Raw genomic sequence first — 17,676 nt, 5'->3', positions numbered from 1 at the left:
TTGCTCCCTACCATCTCGGTGCCTTGCAGGACCCAGGCTGTCCCATGAGCAGCCACGTCGCTCACCCCATAGGGCCTCGACGACTCGATCTCGCAGACCACACCGCGATGTCCCCTCGATCAGGATTTCGACGGGCGCCCGTGAATGCGTTGCATGCGCGACGGACCCGCCATTGCTCGCGGCAGAGAGACGGAGAACTGGGTGGCGATCTCCACGTCGGGATTCCCATGCTGATCGTCTGGTCCCGTGTTCATGCCGTCAGGGGGAGTGGATTCGCTTCGCTACTCGAACAGCACGCCGCAGATCTGCGGACTGCGGCGGGTTCTGGAACAACCTGCCCACACGGCCGATCAGCGCTTCCTCGGAGACCGACATCTTCCCCGCTGCCGCAATCCGGCCGTACTGCACAACCTCGTTCGGCGGAACGACGTCGATTGTCCGGGGGCCGAGCTCGCGGGCGATCGCAGTCGATTGTGTGGGGAGCCGGAACGTGAGCGGTTTGTTCCCGGATCGCCCCAACGGATTCTCGGAAACGATCAATCCGCTGCGCTCGGCAGCCGAGATCGCGCGGTTGAGCAGGCGCGGGACCTCACCGTTCAGGTCGCGGCCTGATGCGCATTCGGTGTACACCTGGTGGATTCGCCATCCCGTCATCGGGCCTTCCACGGACACAATCGATACGACGTTGTCGACGATTGTGTCGGGGGGTGTCTTCGAGATCGACGGCAGCGCTTGACGAAAGACGGGATACGGCATCAGGACAGTCGACTCCGCTGCTGGCGTGCGCGGTGCGGTGCTTGCCTTGCCGCGAGCAGGCACGCCGCACGGTCGATCGGCGGCTGGATCGTCCACCGGTTGAACAGTCGCTTCGTCGAGTAGCGGCTCGAGCATCTCACCGGCGGCGTTCGGAGTTGCGGGCGTGATGGGCGCCGTCGCCGCCGATTCCGGCGCGGTCGAGTCCCGCGTGGGACTCGACGCGCCAGGAACGTGCGCGGGTGTGGCTGCCGGTTGCTGTGCCGGAGCCGCCGGCACGCCGTACCCGAAGAGCCGCTCGCGTTCCGCGGCGATGATGTCGCGCGCCAGTTCCGCCTCGGTGATGTCGTAGGCTTCCGGCGCGCTCGCTGCAGTGTCGCTCTCGCGAGCGAAACTCTCGAACAGTTCCTTCTTCCGGGCCAGAAGATCTCGGACCCGTTGATCGACTCCCTCGTCGGACACAAGCCTGTGCACCTGTACGGATTCCAGTTGACCCATCCGTGGGCGTACCAGGGTGAGTCGGTTGCGGGTAGTGCTGTGGCCCCGGCACGCGAGGGGGCCAGGATGCAAGGGAAAGGTGCGGACTCCGGACAAAATCCACCTGAACGCCGCCGACGCCTTTCGGGGCGTGAGCGTATCGAGCTTCTGGTTTCCGTTGCGAAACTGCAGCGTGGTCAGTCGATTTCGCGCAGTGTTGTCTCGATGCGAGTGATTTCCCGAGCGACTTTGGTGGGGTCGTCACCGTGATCCGGGGTGAGGTCGCCGCTCCTGAGGGCTGCGAGCGCGGCGTCGACGGCCAGTTCGACGGTGGGATAGGCGCCGATCGGGTGGCCATTGTGTGCCCACCATGCGCGGATGAAGCAGCCGTTGGGCGATGGACTGAACCCGATTGCCTGATCGCCGCGGCGGATGGTCGGGCAGTGGGGCGGGTATCCGCTGGTCATCGACGGTCGGTCATCGGACGTCATCGAGCAACTCCTTCAGTGTCCGCGCCTCGGCCTGTGAGTCGCGAGTGTTCGACGAGACGATCTCATATGTTCGACGGTCTGAGTCGGCCACCCGTCTCGTCGCCAGAGGGATTGCCGCCGCGCAGAGACCCACCACCAGCGGACCGTTCAGCCCCCACGTCGCTGGTCGTCGCCGCTCCGTTGGCCGAACCCACCCCAGCGCCTCGGTCGTGTCACGCATCTCGAGCGGTCCGCAAGTCACTGTGCACACGGACCTCGGCTGTGGCCAGTTCACGTAGCCGCGGACATGCTCTCGCACAGGATCATCCTGGTCTCGGTCGCGTCCTCGGCCATGCCGACAGGTGCGGGTTGGATTGCGCGTCTTGAAACCTTGGTAGAGGGGTGGTCTGTCGCCGACGGAAGCAGGACCGATCGCCCCAGCTCGCAACGTCTCATAAGTTCATTCCGAATTGTTGTGTTGAAAGCACGTTACGAGAGCAACTTCCGACCCAGCACAGCGTGCGAGGGACGAGTGGGTGGTGGATAGGTACGCCCTGATCAAGTCGATGCGTCGCTACGATGTGGCGCGTGAATGGTCGCCGTGTTCGATTGCAGGAGTTACGCCGCCGAGCGAAGCGCCTCTTGCCGTCCTTATCGTTGAAGCGGGTTCCAGAGGAACCTGCCGACGATCCAACTGACATGGCATCCCCAAAGGGCACGGTGACATCAGATGCTCAACCTATGACGGTCGCGACTGGCAGCGAAACGACGTCCAATGAGCCAGATCCCCTGCCCGACACTGACTTACCGGTCGACGAGGGAACCTCAGGGGGCCGATCACCGAGCCGACCGGTCCTGAGTCGTTCGACCGCGAACTCGATCAGTATCGGATGGCCGGCGATGAACTCGCGGAGCAGGAACGGGAACTCCGCGTGAAGATGGACGAGTGCCGCGATGGCGGTGACCTGCTGGTGGACTACCAGCGATACGACAGTCAGCTCCGGCAGGTGCAGGCGAGGCAACGGGATCTGACGGTCGCTCATGCCCGGTACATCGCCGACCGGGACCGGCTCGCCGCGTGGGGACCGACCGAGGACTGGGTGGTAGCCGGGTCTATCGTGACCGTCCGATACCTGGACGGTCACCGAGACACGTTCGTGCTCACCGAGCGTCACACCGACAGCGAGTACGAGACCGTCTCGTACTCGTCACCGATGGGCCAGGCCGTCCGGAAGCGAAGGGTAGGCGACAAAGTCGCACTTCCCGCGGGAGCTCCGCTGGTGATCGACAGCATCATCCCCGGTTTCCGCAGGCACCCCGGTTCTCGCGCTGAGATCAATCCGGAAGCCGATTCGCCCGCTCCTCCCAAGGAGAAGCGGATAGTGCCGACCGCCGCAACATCCGAGGAAGCACTTGCCGGGCAGCGGTGTCGCGATAAGGCCTATCGCAACGATCTGTACAGGAGGCGGTACGACCCGAGCGTCCGGCCGATCAACGAGTACGTCGACAAGTTGCGGGCCGGGCGTCGCGTGTCCATTCCGTATGTGGCGCCGACCTACGGTGGCGTCGACGCGCGGTTGCTCACGCTCATGCAGGACCCGGGCCCGAAGACCGGCCTGACCAGTGCCGACGGATCCGGCATGATCTGCCTGGAGAACGTCGACCTCACGGCCGCTCGGCAGAAGTTCTTCTTGGATGAAGCCGGCATCCGCATTTCGGAGATCGTGTCGTGGAATGCCTACCCGTGGCCGAAGCCGCACCCCCAGACCGACCGATCGGACCGTGAGGCAGCCGAGGCGCTGCGCGGATTCCTCCTGCTGATCCCGAACCTTGAGATTGTGATCCTCAACGGCGCTGTTGCCAAGCGTATTTGGCGTGTCCTCGAGGAGATCGACCCGGCGTGTGCGGCAGGCATCTCGTCGTACCCGACATTTCACACGAGCGAACGAGCGGTCAATCCAACCCAGAGGTCGCTCGAGTACATCGCCGAGGTCCACACCGACCTGAGCAACAAGTACGCAGCAGCCGCCCGCCGGTTGCACAGCGTGTGAGTTCATCGATCGTCACGCGCAGGAATGCGTCGACCGGGACCAACCTGAAGTACGGATTGTCGACGTCGGACCCCCGACCCGACCTAACCGTGAGATGGGCTTTGTCGATGCTGCCGTGACCTCTGGCGGCTCCGACGTACGCTCGTCCGGCGCCCTGGCCCAGGTGAAGTGGCGCGGCGGTATAGTCGGTCGCCCCGAGCTGCAGAACCTGGTCAGTGCACGCGGGCACGAGTTGTCGAAAAGGCTGTTCTTCTTCGCCGCTTCCGACTACTCCCAACACGCCGTCGAGTACGCCGAGGTGATGTCCATCGCGCTGTTCATCTACGAGCCGGACGGAACCCTCATCCCCAAAAACCGGCACGCGGCCGTCACCGCCGCCCGCACCGGCACCGTCCAGAGTGCCTTCGGAAAACAGTGGCGGAACTGGTGGGCATTGTCGTCGATGTCCGTACCGCCTGCCTCGACCAGATCAGGGGTGAGCAAGCCCGGGGTGTGGGCACGCGTGATATGGCCGTTCCTCAAGGTGCACTGGCGCATCCTCGGGGCGGTATTCTTCACGCTCGCAGTACCCGGCTGGATGGGAGCCGTCGTGAATCCGGATGAAGCGATGGGCGAAACCCGTATGGGCAACGCCGGCTTCCTCGCAGGTGCGATCGTTGGTGCTGCGATCTTCTGGACGCTGTATTTCGTGGACCGGGACAACAAAAAGCGGATTCCATCCCCTCCGGATGAGGGCCGACGCGAGTAACCGGCGCCTCGCTCGACGGTCCCCGACCACGATGTGGCAATGCGTCACCCGTCCGGGGCCGGTCATCCGGCGACTCAATTGATGGATAATCCTTATAATCCACCTACAGGCGGTGGGAGATTTCGAAGCAGATCCGGGCATCATCGCGTCCCGGCCAGATCGAGGTCCAGCCCTACCGCCTCCGTGATTCCGAGGCGCCTCATGCAGCCGTCCCGAGTCCGATCCTGGAGCATCCCACGGTCACCTCTCAGTAGTCGAATCCGGCGAAATTCCTGGGCCATTGAACTTTTCCGCCAGACTTCACGAAACTGTTGAGTGCAGCGCTCGAGCCTTTACCTGGATCTTTTCCTTCGAAACTATACGGAGGGTACTTACTGCGGAACTCGATGCGCTCCACCATGACCAACCCGTACGCTTTTAATGGTGATGTCTGCCGCCAGCGGCCACGGTTACTCCAGGCCCACCCTGATGATCCCAGAAGAAACAAGTCTCTTCCGATATGGTGAAAGATCGAGTCCATCTCGGTGTCGGAGCAGTGCCCGTTCTTGGGAAAGAACATCTCTGCCTTCGCCGTACATAGTCTTCCGGTTGTGGACAGAAGCAATGCGTCTCCAGCGATTCGCCCGGTGAAGTCTCCTTCTCGTACATCGGCTCTACCGGCCAGCGCGGTCCGGTGATACCCACGTTCGGCCTGATCAACATCGACGGAGATCAGCCAGAAAGCATCCCGATAGGTTCCTTTCCCGTCACGTGGTGCAGCGCAACGCCATGTCTTTACACCAGAATTTCGGAGTTGCTCAGCGCATTTAAGTGCATACGAATCCAGCCGCTTCTCCCACGTGGTAGAACCGGTACTTGCTGCTGGATCTGTCCATGTATCAAAGGACGCAAGCCGGTGCTGATCAGGCGATCGACGCCGACTATGCGGCCGGGCTGTAGGGGCGGTCCGCGCGACGCTCTCTTCCTTCTGCGAGGTCAATCCCAGCCAATCAAGGAAACCCATAATCGCCATTTCTTTCGATTAACAGAAAAATCATTCGGCAAATAGACGTCGGAATCCTATCCGAGCTTGTAAACGGAGTCCAGTGTCATGAACGTGGTTTCATGCGACCGCGCGCTCAAGCACAGAGACGGGTTGGTCAAGCACAGCCGGGGGTGGCCGGCAAGTCCCGGCCACCCCCGAAGTGCGGTCTACTTGTTGCGGCTGTTGCCGCCGTTGCGGGTGCCCTTCGCGCTGGTCTCACTGCGCATGCGGGCCGCCTCGTTGTTCGCGCGGTCGCGCAGCAGGGCGCTGCCTTCTGCCTTCGTGTCGGCAGTGTTACCAGTGTTCTCGATCGGTGCCGAGGCCACGTTCCACATGATGCTTCCAGCTGTAGCAGCAGCCTTGGCCTTGTCCACGATTCCCATATCAGCCTCCTGATCTGTTGTCGAGCTGCCGGACGGCGTCTCGTTCTCAACGATGACGAACCAGAACGAGGCTGAACAGGGTCAGATTCTGCCCAAAACAGGTCAACAGAAACTGTTCCACTTCGGCCAATTCCTGATCTTGAATCTAGTGCTACCGCATCTGAAGATGGTGTTTCAGACATGAGAGGACCTCCACAATCGTGAACAACGCTACGTCCGATCCTTCACCGTTCTCGGCATCCGAGAGACTCGCCAGCCTTTATGAAGCTGCGAGACAAGAGCGCGGACTGACATGGGACAAGTTGAGAAGGGCGGTGAACTTCGAATCTGAAGCAACCCTCAAGCGCCGTTTGATGAGGGGCTCATCGAATAATTCCGGACCGAGACTCGACGAGGTTCCGACGTTCGTTGAGGCACTCGGGATCGCTCCGGACCGACTGTTGCGCGCGTTGCTTCCAGCACTCGAAGACGAACGTTCTCATATCCTTCACGGCAAGAAATGGCAGATGCGTGCCCAAGAACTCGAAGACGAACTCGCCCGCCGCCGCCAGGCAGGAGGGGTACAGCTCGATCTCGTCGAAGACATTACCGCTACCGGACGATGGGCTGTGGGGATTCTGCCTCACCGCTCCGGCCCCTCGCCCGAAGCAGAAGTCCTGTCGGGTACCAGAATTGCAGTGACACCTGCACGTCCGGGACTTCTTGCCCCTGGCCAAAGCGTGCGTGCCGCATTGATCGAGGAGTTCGGGGCAGTGATCCGCGATCGGGCCGTTTTCCTGGCCGACCATGTTCGACCACGCCCCACCCCGCCGCTCGAGGCGGCGCCCAATGACGTCGTCTACCTGTCCATCCCCGCCTTCACCCGCGACAGAGTTCCCTCGAAGGCGCCCATCTTGTTTCCGAAGCTGAACTCGAGAACCGTCCTGGTCGTCGCCCTCACCCAGTCATCCTGGCGCCACCATGTCGCTGCGATCGCCGCGAGAGCACTCGGCTGGGGGTTGACCAACAGCTCCTCGATCGAGCGAACGGCAACACCGCCCCGTGAGCGCGACCGTGACGACCATATCGAGGAGATGAACAAGTTGCGCAACGACGGTCTCGCGCGTCTTCTGTTCGATCCACCGCAGGACACGTTCATCCACCACGTAGGTCGAGCGGTCGTCGGGGAATACCCCGAACCGCACACCCTAGTCCGCATGATCGACGACGTCGAGTACCGTGACCGCTTACCGTTCGTGGTTCTCCTGACCGAATCCGACAGGGTGATCGCCCGTCAGAGCTTCAAAGCTCTGCGGTCGGACAACGGGAAACCGCGTTTCTCTGTGGAAGAGTGGACCGCATGGCGCGATGAACTCCGTGACGCGGTAGAGCAGCTCCCCCGATCTCATCGCCTGATTCTTCCATTCGATTTTCCGTGGGAGCAGCGAGACGACCAAGACAGTCCCCCTGAGGACGCCGAGGAGTTCGATCGAAATATGTGGCACAGCAGCGCGATACTCGCCGACACGATTTTGCGAACCATGGGCAGCCTCGGAGGCTTGAACAGTAACGCCCGTCCCAAACGTGTCGATCCTGAGGCAGAACGCATCCTCCGGTCGATCCACCCCTACTAATTGAGAGAAGGAGAACGATCATGCGTTGTTCGGCCTGTAAAGGAACCACCGCGTGCGAGACGTGCAACGGCTCCGGGTGGAGAGCCGAGGGCACCGTCAATCAAAACAAGTGCTCAGCCTGCAAAGGCACCGGCACATGCAGACTGTGCGAAGGATCCGGCCAGGAGCCTCCACTGAAGTAGCCGATTGTGTACCCGGTCGTCCCAACCCCAAGCCAAGGACTCACATGGATTCTCTTAACCTCTCCGGCAACCCTTCTCCTGCGATCCAGAACCTGGACCGGTTGATCCGATCTGCCGGCGGCTTGAACCCCACGATCTACGCCGACATGAATCCGGTCGATCTCATCGGTCACGTTGTGTCGAACGTGCCGACGGTGGGCCGCTCGGAGGAACAGTCGAACGGAATGTTCATGTTAGACCTGGGTGGCTTACGGTTTCATTGGACCGCTTGCCAGGACAGCCTGGGCAGTTGTCTGATCTTCTTCGTCACGCATTTCACCGAAGTGACCGGAGCACAGCTCATGGCGCGGTTTCTCGATGAACTCAAGCTTGGCAGTTCCAAAGGCGGCTTCGAGTACGGAATACTCGATGGTCCGATGTATCAAGCGGATCCGTCAGTGTGTCGAGTGCTTGCCCACGGCAATATCGTCTGAGCGATACGCCAGCACCTGCGAGTCGTGGACAGGACATCCAGATTCCCTGTCCCCCACTCACACCTGTTTGACGCCTACACATGTCCTTGCCCGCAAGTCAGATAGATCGACGAGAGGCGCCCTATGGATCGAACCAAGTACGACGCCAGCCATATCGACTGGGACCGGTTGAAGAAGTACGCGCAGCGAGTTGCGCGAGAGACTGCAATGCCTCTGAGTCCTCCGTTGACGTACCGAAAAACGACATACACCGATGTGCCGGTGACGAAGACCACCGCCGGCTTTCTCGGATTCGGCTCCCGCAGCTACGTAGTTCATGAACGCAGACCTGTTTTCCGCGAGGTGCAGGCTCTCGGCCCGCACTGGCCGATCGACCGGCGCCATTGGCACAAAGAAGCAAACACCAGAAGCGGAAACGTTCGAGTTCAAGAAACCAACCACGAGTATTATACTCTCGCATTACTCCCCGACGGGTCCCTGGTCAAGGCAATGCTGACTGAGGAGGAGGTCATGAACTTCCGCGAGAGCCATGCCAAACTCGTGTATCACGAGCGAGAGCACTCAATCCGTGCAGTAAGCGAATCCGACGTGGTCGCGCTCGACTTCCAGAAGTGGTATCGCGATTCGGGCCGTCACAATGTCGGCACAAAGGTGTGGGGAGACCGGGATCCAGGAAATCGGCTGCTTCGCCACACAAAGGGTGTCGGGATCAATCTTGCACTGAAGGACCTGCTCGAAGGGCGTACACCGAGGAATGCATGACCGCCTCCTCAGGACACCTCGCCGGCGACACACCGGCATGGTCACGTACGCCTCTTCACTCCGTCGTACCGGGCGGCGCCGAGGCCGACGTGGGTGCGTTCGCGGATAAGGTTGCGTTCGAACTCGGCCAGAGCTCTGAAGATGGTGAAGATCATCGGCAGCGAGACGCAGACGTAGCTGTCTCGGATCGGAGGGCAGGGACGCACGGATCGGGCGGAGGTACGAATCGAGTCCGGTGCGGTGGTGCACGAATCCCGCCGGTCTGTCTCTGGCGCCGTGTCGTCGCAACGGGTACGAAGCTCACGAACATCGGCGTATTAGGGTCGGCACCGCGACCGGCCATCTGCTCGGGGGATCCGAGTACCCACTCGGTAGGGCCGCTGACCGTGGTGCGATGCAGCCACCTTTACCGAGTCCCGCCTGCAATCCAGTTACCCGGGCGTGGCAAGAACGCGGTTCCTCATATGTAGTTCAAACGGATGACAAAGCCGTTTTCAGCGAGCATCGGACGATAGATGGCGATAATCTCTGCCACGGCTTACGGCATCCCGGAGCCACTTCTTACCAGACAGGAGAAACCGGCTCTTCGCACTTGGTAGGGGCTGGTGCCGATCGACCCCGTTGCCGTGTCGGTGATTGAAAAAGGGCCCGCGCCCTTGTGAGCTGGGTGTTCTCAGGCATCCAGGACAGCAAGGAACGCGGGCATGCACCACGGTAGTTCATTGCTGCTCGATCTCGACGGCGTCATCGTCGAATCGGTGCAGCGCACGGTCGACGACAGCCGGATCGTGCAGATCGCAACGGCACCCGAATGGGTCGGGATGTGCCCGCAGTGCGGGCAGAAATCATCGCGCTCGAAGGGTTGGGTCACCACCAGACCGCGGGATGTGCAGGTCGGACCCGACCGTCCGCTGTTGGTGTGGCGGAAACGGAAATGGTTGTGCACCAATACCTCCTGTGACCGTAAGGTGTTCACCGAGTCGACGCCGGGGGTGCCGTCCCGGGCACGGGTCACGCCACGAGCGAAGGCGCTGCTGGTCGAGGCGGTCCTCGACGGGGACCGGTCGGTGTCCGCGGTCGCCGGCGACTACGGGTGCGCCTGGCACACCGTCCACGGCCACCTCGTCGTGGTCGCCGACGCCGCCCTGGCCGGCGAGCCTGAGCCGGTGATGGTGCTCGGGATCGATGAGACCCGACGCGGGAAGGCGAAATGGGAAACTTGCCCCGAGACCGGGGAACGGAGATGGGTGGACCGGTGGGACACCGGACTGGTCGACCTGACCGGCGATCAAGGGTTGCTGGCGCAGGTCAACGGACGCACCTCGGCGGTGGTGATCGACTGGTTCGACGCCCGCGACGAGACGTGGAAGGCACAGATCACCCATGTCGCGATCGACATGTCGTCGGTGTATGCGAAGGCGGTGCGCGAGGCACTGCCGCACGCACAACTGGTGGTGGACCGGTTCCACCTGGTCAAGAAGGCCAACGAGATGGTCGATACCGTCCGGCGCAGGGTCACCCAGGCCGAGCGGGGTCGGCGCGGCCGCAAGAGCGATGTCGAATGGATCAATCGACGACGGTTGTTGCGGGCCTCCGAACGCCTGACCGACGAACAACGATCGGCCCTGTTCGAGAAGCTGACCGCCGCCGACCCGCACGGGGACATCGCTGCGGCATGGATCGCCAAAGAACTACTGCGCGATGTGTTGCGCTGCACCGATCGTGGTGGCCTTCGCCATGAGATCCGGGACAGGCTGTATCGGTTCTACACGTTCTGCGCGGCATGCCGTGTCCCGGAGATCGGCAAGCTGGCGACGACCGTCTCGGCGTGGCAGGAACCGATGATCCTGGCGATCACCACCGGCCTGTCGAATGCGCGCAGTGAAGGCTACAACCGCATCGTCAAGCACGTCGGCCGTATCGCGTTCGGGTTCCGTACCCCGGAGAACCAACGCCGCCGGGTACGGTGGGCCTGCACTCGACGGTCACGTCGGGTCGCACCCAGCCGGCGCCAATGCCACTGCTAACTGCGAAGAGCCGAGAAACCAAATGGCAAGAGAGTGCAACGAATGCGGCGGCGAGGTCACCGAGGACGGACGCTGCCAGAACGACGACTGCGGCGCGAAGAGCTAGAACGATGACGACAACGTCCGGTGAAGGTACGGATTTCTCCGTTAAGAAGGTCCCCAGTTACTCCAAAGACCAGCTCGCGGAATACTACGCCCGGTTTGGTGATCGCTTAAACAAGCTGATGCGCCTTGAGACGTACTACCGAGATCAAGGAGAAATCGCTGAACGAAGTGGAGACTTCGCGGTAGCGTCGGACTTCCGTAGTCTTCAGGCAGCGGCCCGCAACCTCGCCGAATCCGTCGCCAAGGACCGAGCAACTCTGAAGGTTGAGTACGACCTCCGCGACCTCGACTAGTCTCCAACTGATAACGCTGTCGACTCCTGTTCGATTGAATGTCGTCGTCAAGGGCATGCGCTAGAAGCGCCTGTCAGCCGACGACCGAAGACATGTTGCGCGCATGTGGCAGGTGACGCGATTGTGAACTTCGGTGATAGGCGGCACGGTTCTGAGCGTTGACAATGGCATAGTGGCCGGGGGAACCGCTGTGTCCCCGGGGTACCCGTCGGCGTAGCAGGGGCCGACGATCAGATCCATCTCTCGTACTGGTCGGCGGGCGGCGGCGACGAGTCGAAGTCGAGGGTGTGGCCCATCACGGCGACATCCTCCCCGGCGGGACACCGAAGCTGTGTGGCTTGCGGCCGATTTGCGGGGTGGCTGCGGCGTCCCCACCGCCCCTCACCGGTCGCCGGCAGGGCCCTTGCGTGGCCCAGGGACGCCAGTGCCCGTCCGGCGGCGGCTGAACCGTGCCGGCGCGCAGCTCGCTCATGCGGTGGAAGGACAGGGTCCGCGTCCCGCGGCTGCTCCAGCCGTCACCGTCCCAGGCGTGCTCGAGTACCCCATGGACATCGTCGAGGTGTTCGGACAGCCGCCCTTCGGCCGCCGCCGTGCAGTACTTGATCAGATCCTCGACAGCGTCGTCGACCTGCTCGTCGCAGGCATCGCACCCGCAGGCAGGCAACGCGATGTGCTGCCAAGCACCGATGTCCAGGTACAGCCCCGGAAAAGAGGTCGTGGTGATCGTCAACGGAGCCTGATCCGGGTGCGGGGCAGTGATCCGTATCGACTCGATCGGCTGGATAGCCGAGGCGGGCCGCAGGGTTGCCGGACCCCGGGTCGCGGTCACCTCGAACCGTTCGGCGAGATCTGCCACCAGCGTGTCGGCGGCCAGGAGGAGCGGGGCGAATCGCTGCGGGTTGCTCATCCGGCCGTAGGCCTGGTCCGGTGGATCCTCCATGTCCGGCCCCTGTCGCGAGTTCGTTCTGCTGTTCCGGCGGCGTGACCCGTCCACGGGCGCACTCGGTGCGGCGCGCCTGGTCCGAGTCGATCTGCACGCCGCCGTGACCATCGGTCCACCGCTGGAAACCGCGATGATGGCCTATCGGCCGTTTCTGACCGGCAGTCCCCGGCGATCGTCGACGGCACCGCCGTCTACCAGGTACTCGACGGTCTGACCATCGCAGGTGAACTCGTTGCCCGATCACGTCCTCGGCGGCGGACAGATCGGGGACCTGCTCTGGGTGGTCGGTCATCCTCCGGACGGGACCGGCCGTGGGCGGTGGTGGCCCCTGCCCGGGCCCGCGACGTATTCCGCCGAGCACCAGTACTGGTTGTTCACCCGGCTCGATCCGGCCACCTGGGAGCTGATCGTGAGCACCCCGATCCGCAGCCCCCGCCCGGACGTCACCGTCGACGGGGCCGGCACCGTGTGGGTCACCGCGGCGGGCGTGCACGCCCTGCCGCAACAGCACATGAGCCCGCCGAAACTGCTCGACGTCGCCGAACTGCTCGACCGCTCCCGCCTCCGGTAGCCGAACAACCCCGAGCCGCGGGTTCGTGTATGCACACGGCTCGATCACCGCTCCGGCGGCCTCCGCACATCTCCGCTCTTGTCGAGATGCAGCTAAGACTGACAGCACACGCCGCTTCAGAATGACGGATTCCGGGCGTGGTGACAGTGCTCGTCACTATTCGTGCCTGGTCATGAACATGCGGTGCTCACTGCAAGGATGCACGCCGCATCAACCCCCACCCGGTGAGATGAACGAGCGCACCGACCAGCGCTCCCAGCACGCCACCACCGAGGACCGACACGGCCATGTACCCGTGCGGTGAGGGCGAATCGATACGGGCGGACGCGAAGTCGAGCGGTTGATAACCGGCGGTGTAGAAATCGAGCGGCTGCGAGGCGAACCACCACAACGCGGCAGCGCCGGCGATGCCGCACACCACACCGAGCCCGGTGAACACCAGCACAGTCGTGATTGCCGTCCTCGGACGTGGGTTCACGATCGCTCCGTGACGTCGGATCCGTTCGTCGCAGGCGGGATGTTCTCCGGGATGCCGAAGCCCGGCATGTCCCACAATTGCGCCGGCTCGAGGACGCTGCCGTCGTCGGGCCACAGCCGCAACCGCCACACATCCCCCGGCGTGGTCGAACCGGGCCAGCCGTAGTTGACGAACCCGCGCCCGGATACCTCGACCACATACCGGCCCGGCGGCACCGCGACCGTCACCGGTTCGCTGGTCGGAGACGACACGCTCACCCCCCGGCCGCATCGATCTCGAGGCGGTTTTCGCTGACCTGCTGCCATGCCAAGCGATCGGCTGCGGGACGGCGGTCGAAGACCTGCACGTCCACGCTCATCTCGTAGTTGTTCTGGTGCGGGCACACCACCACAATCATGGTGCCGTCACCGGCGCTGGGCTGCTCCGCCTGGGCCTGCTCGAGCAGCTCGAGCTCATTGTCGATGTCCCCGAGCCCACCGTCGAGACAGAACTGCCCGTAATCCATCGCCAGCACCACCACCGTTTCCAGGATCGGGCTCGCCTGTGCGTTCATGCCGTTGATCTTGACACGCCCACCCGACAACCTTGTGGCTCCGCGCCAACGATCCCCGCGGCCGCACCTCATCTCGATCCGGTGCCTCCACAACCGTGAGGCAGATTGACAATCTACTTCGACGGAAAGGGAGGTGACGTTGACTGCACTTCTTACGCATAAGTACAGGTACAAGCGATGGCGGCCTGAATGATCGTTGTCAACCTGCGTGGTCGGGCTTGTCAATCTTCGCTGCATCTCGACAACAACAAAAAGTGTAGGTTCTCGTCGAACTTGTCAGTAGTGCAGTGCGTGGACCTGCGATGTTCCAAGTTCGTGTCAGCCAGGGATTCTCACGATCTTGTCAGAATCCTCGGACATCCCGGGCGGCGTGAGACAACCCGAGGGGCCTGAGCTGGGGAAAGCAGGACTGGGTGACACGAAACGCGGAAAATGACATGCGAGTGACACGGAATCTGGAAAGTGACACGTCCTCGTGGAACCTACAGACAAATCGGGCACGTTTCGTGACCTGGGGTTATGTCAATCATGGTTTGTGCGGGGTCGGTGCTGATAATTGACATTAGCGCACCATCTCCGTCGAAACCCCTGCTGAGCGCGATTTCCGGTGGGAACGTGTCCGAACGGGGCGGTAGGCTCCCGTTTCGTGCCCGACGACCTGCTGATGCGCCATCCGGACCCCTCTGACGCCTCCGTGTCGACCGCCGCGGAGCCTGCTGCACCGTCCGTGCCGGTGCTGCCGGTCGAGACCCTCGCACAGGTGGCCGGGACGGCGGTGCGGTCGCGGTCCGAGTCGACCCGGCGTAACTACGCCGCGGACTGGAGCCGGTTCACCGCCTGGTGCGCCCGGGAAGATCACGCCGCGTTGCCGGCGCATCCGCTCACCGTCGCCGCCTACCTCCACGACGCGGCGTCGACCGTCACAGAGGTGGGGGAGCGGGCCTACTCACCCTCGACGTTGGCGCGGTGGGTCGCCGGGATCGGCTACCACCATCGCCGCGCCGGCCATCCCGCTCCCGGCAGCGACGAGCTCGTTGCTGCGACCCTGTCGGGATCCGCCGGGACTATGCCGCGGCGGGGCAGCGACCCCGCAGTCCGCGGGCGCCGCTGCTCACCGCGGACATCGTCACCATCGTCGAAAAGATGCGCGCGGACTGCGGCGGCTGGGCCGCGGAGGTCCTCGAACGCCGCGACTCTGCGATCCTGCTGCTCGGCTTTGCCGGGGCGTTCCGCCGCAGCGAACTCGTCGCGCTCATCTGCAGTGACGTCTCGCTGCATCGGCTCGACGGGCTGCACATCCGCCTTCGGAAATCGAAGACCGATCAGGAGGGGCGGGGGAGTATCCGGGCATTGCCGTTCACGCACAGTCACGCGAGTTGTCCGCCGTGTGCGTGGATGCGGTGGGCGCAGGTCGTCGCCGCCTTCGACTCCGGGGGCCGCCCCGCCGTCATCCGCCTGCTGCGCACCGCCGAACCGTTCGAGGCGCATGTGTGCCGCGGATCCCGGCCCCGCATGGTCCCGGGATCGCCATGGTTGCGGTCGATCCGTAAGAACGGCAACCTCTCCGACACCCCGCTCTCGGGGGCGGCGGTGCACCAGGTGATCCGCCGCCGGGCCGCGCAGGCCGGCTACGACCCAGAGATCGTGCAACAGCTCGGTGGGCATTCGCTGCGGGCCGGGTTCGTCACCCAGGCCTTCCGCAACGGCGCGAGCGCGCACGCGATCATGCGCCAGACCGGGCACAGCACCCCCGCCATGCTGGAGACCTACGCCCGCGAACACGCCCCACTCATCGGGAACGCCGTGACGAATCTCGGGTTGTGACCGCGAAACCGGGCGGAGTTGCATCGGATGCAACACTGCGCAAGTGGGGGAGAAGTGCTCGACGTGCGGCGAAGGGGGCGTGCCCGTGCGTCGAGTATCCGGCCTGCGTGGGCCGTGACCTGGCAGAACACCTCGTTTCGGCCACGCAATTCAACAATGTTGTGTTCAATGCAACATATGGAGTCGGTGGTCGATCCGCCCGGTGCGGCGCATCTGGTGCTGGCCGATGCGGTGGTGCACCTGGATCCGCAGCAGGCGGTATTCGAGGCGATGCTCGCCGGGTGGCAGCGACAGCAACGCACCCGGTTTCTGAGCGAGTCCGGCACGATCGGTCCGCGGGTGGCGGTGGTGCGGCGAATGGCCGAATTCACCAATTCGTATCCGTGGCAGTGGGAACCGGCCGACGGGGAAGATTTCATCACGCATCTGCGTTCGGAACTGCGGGCGCGACCGATCGTGGTGTCCACCGCGCGCAGCTACGAGATGGCGATCGCGTTGTTCGTCGAGTACATCACCGATCGTCGGTACGGGTGGCCTGCGGTGTGCGAGCAACGGTTCTCGCAGGTGCCACAGCGAATCTTCCATGAAGGCAACACCATCGCGCATGTCGCCGACGTCGAGGGACAGCCGGGGCGGCGCCCGTTGACCTACGACGAGGTCCAAGCATTGTTCGATGCCGCCGACGCCCGGGTGGGACAGATCCGCGAGCGGGGTCGCAAGGGGGCGCTGACGGCGCTGCGGGACGCGGCGCTGCTCAAGACCGTGTACGCCTACGGCCTGCGCCGCCGGGAGGCGTACGGGCTGGACCTGGCGGATCGGCGGCACAGTCCCACCGCGGGGCAGTACGGCCGCTACGGGGCGTGGTTCGTGCGCTGGGGTAAAGCGTCGAAGGGCGGTCCGCCCAAGCGACGCACCGTACTCACGGTGCCGGAGATGGACTGGATCGTCGAGGTGCTCGAGCACTGGGTCACCGAGGTGCGTCCGTTGCTGCATCCGGGTCCGCTGGCAGCGGTGTGGGTCAACGAACGGGCCGGGCGGATGTCGATGCGCAGCATCAACGAGGCCTTCGCCTCGGCTCGGCAGGCGGCCGGGTTGCCGACCGAGTTGGATCTGCACTGCCTGCGTCATTCCTACGTCACTCATCTGGTCGAGTTCGATTACCCGGAACGGTTCGTCTCCGAGCAGGTCGGGCACCGCTACGCGTCGACCACCGCGCTCTACACGGGGGTCTCGGACGAGTACCGGCGCCGGCTGATCCGGCGCGCCTTGCAGGACCGTACCGAACTGTGGGAGCAGCGCTGATGATCAAGAAGATGGGCTACCGCTGGAATCTGCGCAAACGCATGGCCGAGCAGGACATGTTCGCCACCACCGACCTGGTGCCGCTGTTGGCCGAGCGTGGCATCCACCTCTCGCGAGAGCAGGTCTACCGGCTGGTCACCGCACCCCCACAGCGACTGTCGATGGACACCCTCGCCGCCCTGTGCGACATCCTCGCCTGCACCCCGAACGATCTGATCGAGATCGATGTGGTCCACACCCCCGTCGCCAAGACCGGCGGCCCGGCCGAACGAGTTGCCCCGCCGCAGGTTCGGCGCACCACCATCCGTCGGCCGAGGTCGACATGACCGCCGCCCAGGCCCGCCGGGAACGGCGGCAGACGGTACTCGACCGGGCCGCTGCCCGGCTCTGCACGGTGGTGCCCGACCTCGACCCCACCGCCGCTACACAATTCGTCGAGCGTGCCACCGTCGCGCACACCCTGCGACGCCTCGAGACGCACCTGGCCGAGCATCCGGACGCGCTGATCTCCGGGTCGTCGGACGCGCCCATCGCGGTGCAACGGCTGGCCGGGCTGCTGGCCGACGCCGGCCACACCACCGTCGTCGTCCCCGGCTGCCTGCGCTGCGGTCGGCTCGTGCTGTTGCCGCACATCGTCGACGGCG

16 protein-coding genes and 4 pseudogenes are annotated in these 17,676 nt (G+C 63.8%); 11 read left to right on the top strand and 9 right to left on the bottom strand.

The features are described from left to right. Positions 1-258 precede the first annotated feature (258 nt). Positions 259-1,254: pseudogene (locus IM25_RS27520) on the bottom strand (ATP-dependent helicase); the annotation flags it as partial. A gap of 173 nt (positions 1,255-1,427) precedes the next feature. Then, positions 1,428-1,721, bottom strand: coding sequence for a hypothetical protein (locus tag IM25_RS23405; protein WP_157127006.1), 294 nt, complete (start codon positions 1,719-1,721; stop codon positions 1,428-1,430). An 869-nt stretch (positions 1,722-2,590) separates the two neighbouring features. On the opposite strand from IM25_RS23405, the gene IM25_RS23400 reads away from it, so the two are divergent. Together IM25_RS23400 and IM25_RS23395 are read left to right on the top strand one after the other, a co-directional pair. Then, a complete protein-coding gene (locus IM25_RS23400; protein WP_232333501.1) occupies positions 2,591-3,751 on the top strand; it encodes a GreA/GreB family elongation factor in 1,161 nt (386 codons plus the stop codon). 94 nt (positions 3,752-3,845) lie between these two features. Next, positions 3,846-4,499, top strand: a complete 654-nt coding sequence (locus IM25_RS23395; protein WP_052040207.1) for a restriction endonuclease — start codon at positions 3,846-3,848, stop codon at positions 4,497-4,499. Positions 4,500-4,746: 247 nt separating this feature from the next. On the opposite strand, the gene IM25_RS26210 is transcribed toward IM25_RS23395, so the two are convergent. Together IM25_RS26210 and IM25_RS23390 are read right to left on the bottom strand one after the other, a co-directional pair. Beyond that, a complete protein-coding gene (locus IM25_RS26210) occupies positions 4,747-5,511 on the bottom strand; it encodes a hypothetical protein (protein WP_157127005.1) in 765 nt (254 codons plus the stop codon). A gap of 179 nt (positions 5,512-5,690) precedes the next feature. Further along, on the bottom strand, positions 5,691-5,906 hold the full coding sequence (locus IM25_RS23390) for a hypothetical protein (protein WP_033098771.1): 216 nt from the start codon (positions 5,904-5,906) through the stop codon (positions 5,691-5,693). Between the two features lie 200 nt (positions 5,907-6,106). On the opposite strand from IM25_RS23390, the gene IM25_RS26205 reads away from it, so the two are divergent. The 3 genes from IM25_RS26205 to IM25_RS26200 all read left to right on the top strand — a co-directional run bounded on the left by IM25_RS26205 (position 6,107) and on the right by IM25_RS26200 (position 8,936). Continuing rightward, on the top strand, positions 6,107-7,519 hold the full coding sequence (locus tag IM25_RS26205) for a hypothetical protein (RefSeq protein WP_157127004.1): 1,413 nt from the start codon (positions 6,107-6,109) through the stop codon (positions 7,517-7,519). A gap of 226 nt (positions 7,520-7,745) precedes the next feature. Next, a complete protein-coding gene (locus tag IM25_RS23375; RefSeq protein ID WP_033098768.1) occupies positions 7,746-8,174 on the top strand; it encodes a hypothetical protein in 429 nt (142 codons plus the stop codon). A 123-nt stretch (positions 8,175-8,297) separates the two neighbouring features. After that, the gene (locus tag IM25_RS26200) at positions 8,298-8,936 is read left to right on the top strand and encodes a hypothetical protein (protein ID WP_157127003.1); all 639 of its coding nucleotides are present in this window, start codon (positions 8,298-8,300) and stop codon (positions 8,934-8,936) included. Between the two features lie 53 nt (positions 8,937-8,989). Here the strand turns inward: IM25_RS26200 and IM25_RS27140 are convergent. Next, a pseudogene (locus tag IM25_RS27140) lies at positions 8,990-9,091 on the bottom strand (recombinase family protein); the annotation flags it as partial. A gap of 503 nt (positions 9,092-9,594) precedes the next feature. On the opposite strand from IM25_RS27140, the pseudogene IM25_RS23370 reads away from it, so the two are divergent. Together IM25_RS23370 and IM25_RS23365 are read left to right on the top strand one after the other, a co-directional pair. Further along, positions 9,595-10,963 (top strand): annotated as a pseudogene (locus IM25_RS23370) (ISL3 family transposase). A gap of 110 nt (positions 10,964-11,073) precedes the next feature. Then, a complete protein-coding gene (locus IM25_RS23365; protein ID WP_033098767.1) occupies positions 11,074-11,361 on the top strand; it encodes a hypothetical protein in 288 nt (95 codons plus the stop codon). A gap of 295 nt (positions 11,362-11,656) precedes the next feature. On the opposite strand, the gene IM25_RS23360 is transcribed toward IM25_RS23365, so the two are convergent. Continuing rightward, on the bottom strand, positions 11,657-12,301 hold the full coding sequence (locus tag IM25_RS23360; protein ID WP_033098766.1) for a DUF6226 family protein: 645 nt from the start codon (positions 12,299-12,301) through the stop codon (positions 11,657-11,659). A 235-nt stretch (positions 12,302-12,536) separates the two neighbouring features. Between IM25_RS23360 and IM25_RS26550 the strand changes: the two genes are divergently transcribed. After that, positions 12,537-12,875, top strand: a complete 339-nt coding sequence (locus IM25_RS26550; RefSeq protein ID WP_198162595.1) for a hypothetical protein — start codon at positions 12,537-12,539, stop codon at positions 12,873-12,875. 187 nt (positions 12,876-13,062) lie between these two features. Here IM25_RS26550 and IM25_RS23345 read toward each other — a convergent pair whose 3' ends face one another. Genes IM25_RS23345 through IM25_RS27130 form a run of 3 tightly spaced genes read right to left on the bottom strand, consistent with a single transcriptional unit; the run spans position 13,063 to position 13,906 of the window. Beyond that, positions 13,063-13,353, bottom strand: coding sequence for a hypothetical protein (locus tag IM25_RS23345; protein WP_232333500.1), 291 nt, complete (start codon positions 13,351-13,353; stop codon positions 13,063-13,065). Beyond that, positions 13,350-13,604, bottom strand: coding sequence for a hypothetical protein (locus tag IM25_RS27135; protein ID WP_232333499.1), 255 nt, complete (start codon positions 13,602-13,604; stop codon positions 13,350-13,352). The genes IM25_RS23345 and IM25_RS27135 overlap by 4 nt, the downstream gene beginning before the upstream one ends. Before the next feature lie 2 nt (positions 13,605-13,606). Then, entirely contained in the window at positions 13,607-13,906 is a 300-nt protein-coding gene (locus IM25_RS27130; RefSeq protein WP_232333498.1) for a hypothetical protein, read from the bottom strand. 664 nt (positions 13,907-14,570) lie between these two features. On the opposite strand from IM25_RS27130, the pseudogene IM25_RS23335 reads away from it, so the two are divergent. The 3 genes and pseudogenes from IM25_RS23335 to IM25_RS23325 all read left to right on the top strand — a co-directional run bounded on the left by IM25_RS23335 (position 14,571) and on the right by IM25_RS23325 (position 17,358). Beyond that, positions 14,571-15,730, top strand: a pseudogene (locus IM25_RS23335) (tyrosine-type recombinase/integrase). Between the two features lie 177 nt (positions 15,731-15,907). Then, positions 15,908-17,032 carry a tyrosine-type recombinase/integrase gene (locus IM25_RS23330; protein ID WP_033098545.1) on the top strand — a complete coding sequence of 375 codons (1,125 nt, stop codon included), beginning with the start codon at positions 15,908-15,910 and terminating at the stop codon, positions 17,030-17,032. Beyond that, a complete protein-coding gene (locus IM25_RS23325) occupies positions 17,032-17,358 on the top strand; it encodes a helix-turn-helix domain-containing protein (RefSeq protein WP_033098544.1) in 327 nt (108 codons plus the stop codon). Before IM25_RS23330 ends, IM25_RS23325 begins: the two co-directional genes overlap by 1 nt. Positions 17,359-17,676: the final 318 nt, after the last annotated feature.

It is taken from the genome of Rhodococcus sp. p52 (assembly GCF_000763325.2).
Taxonomy (GTDB): domain Bacteria; phylum Actinomycetota; class Actinomycetes; order Mycobacteriales; family Mycobacteriaceae; genus Rhodococcus; species Rhodococcus pyridinivorans.
The sequence above is the reverse complement of the archived record's forward strand: the minus strand, read 5'-3'. Positions and strand labels throughout refer to the sequence as shown.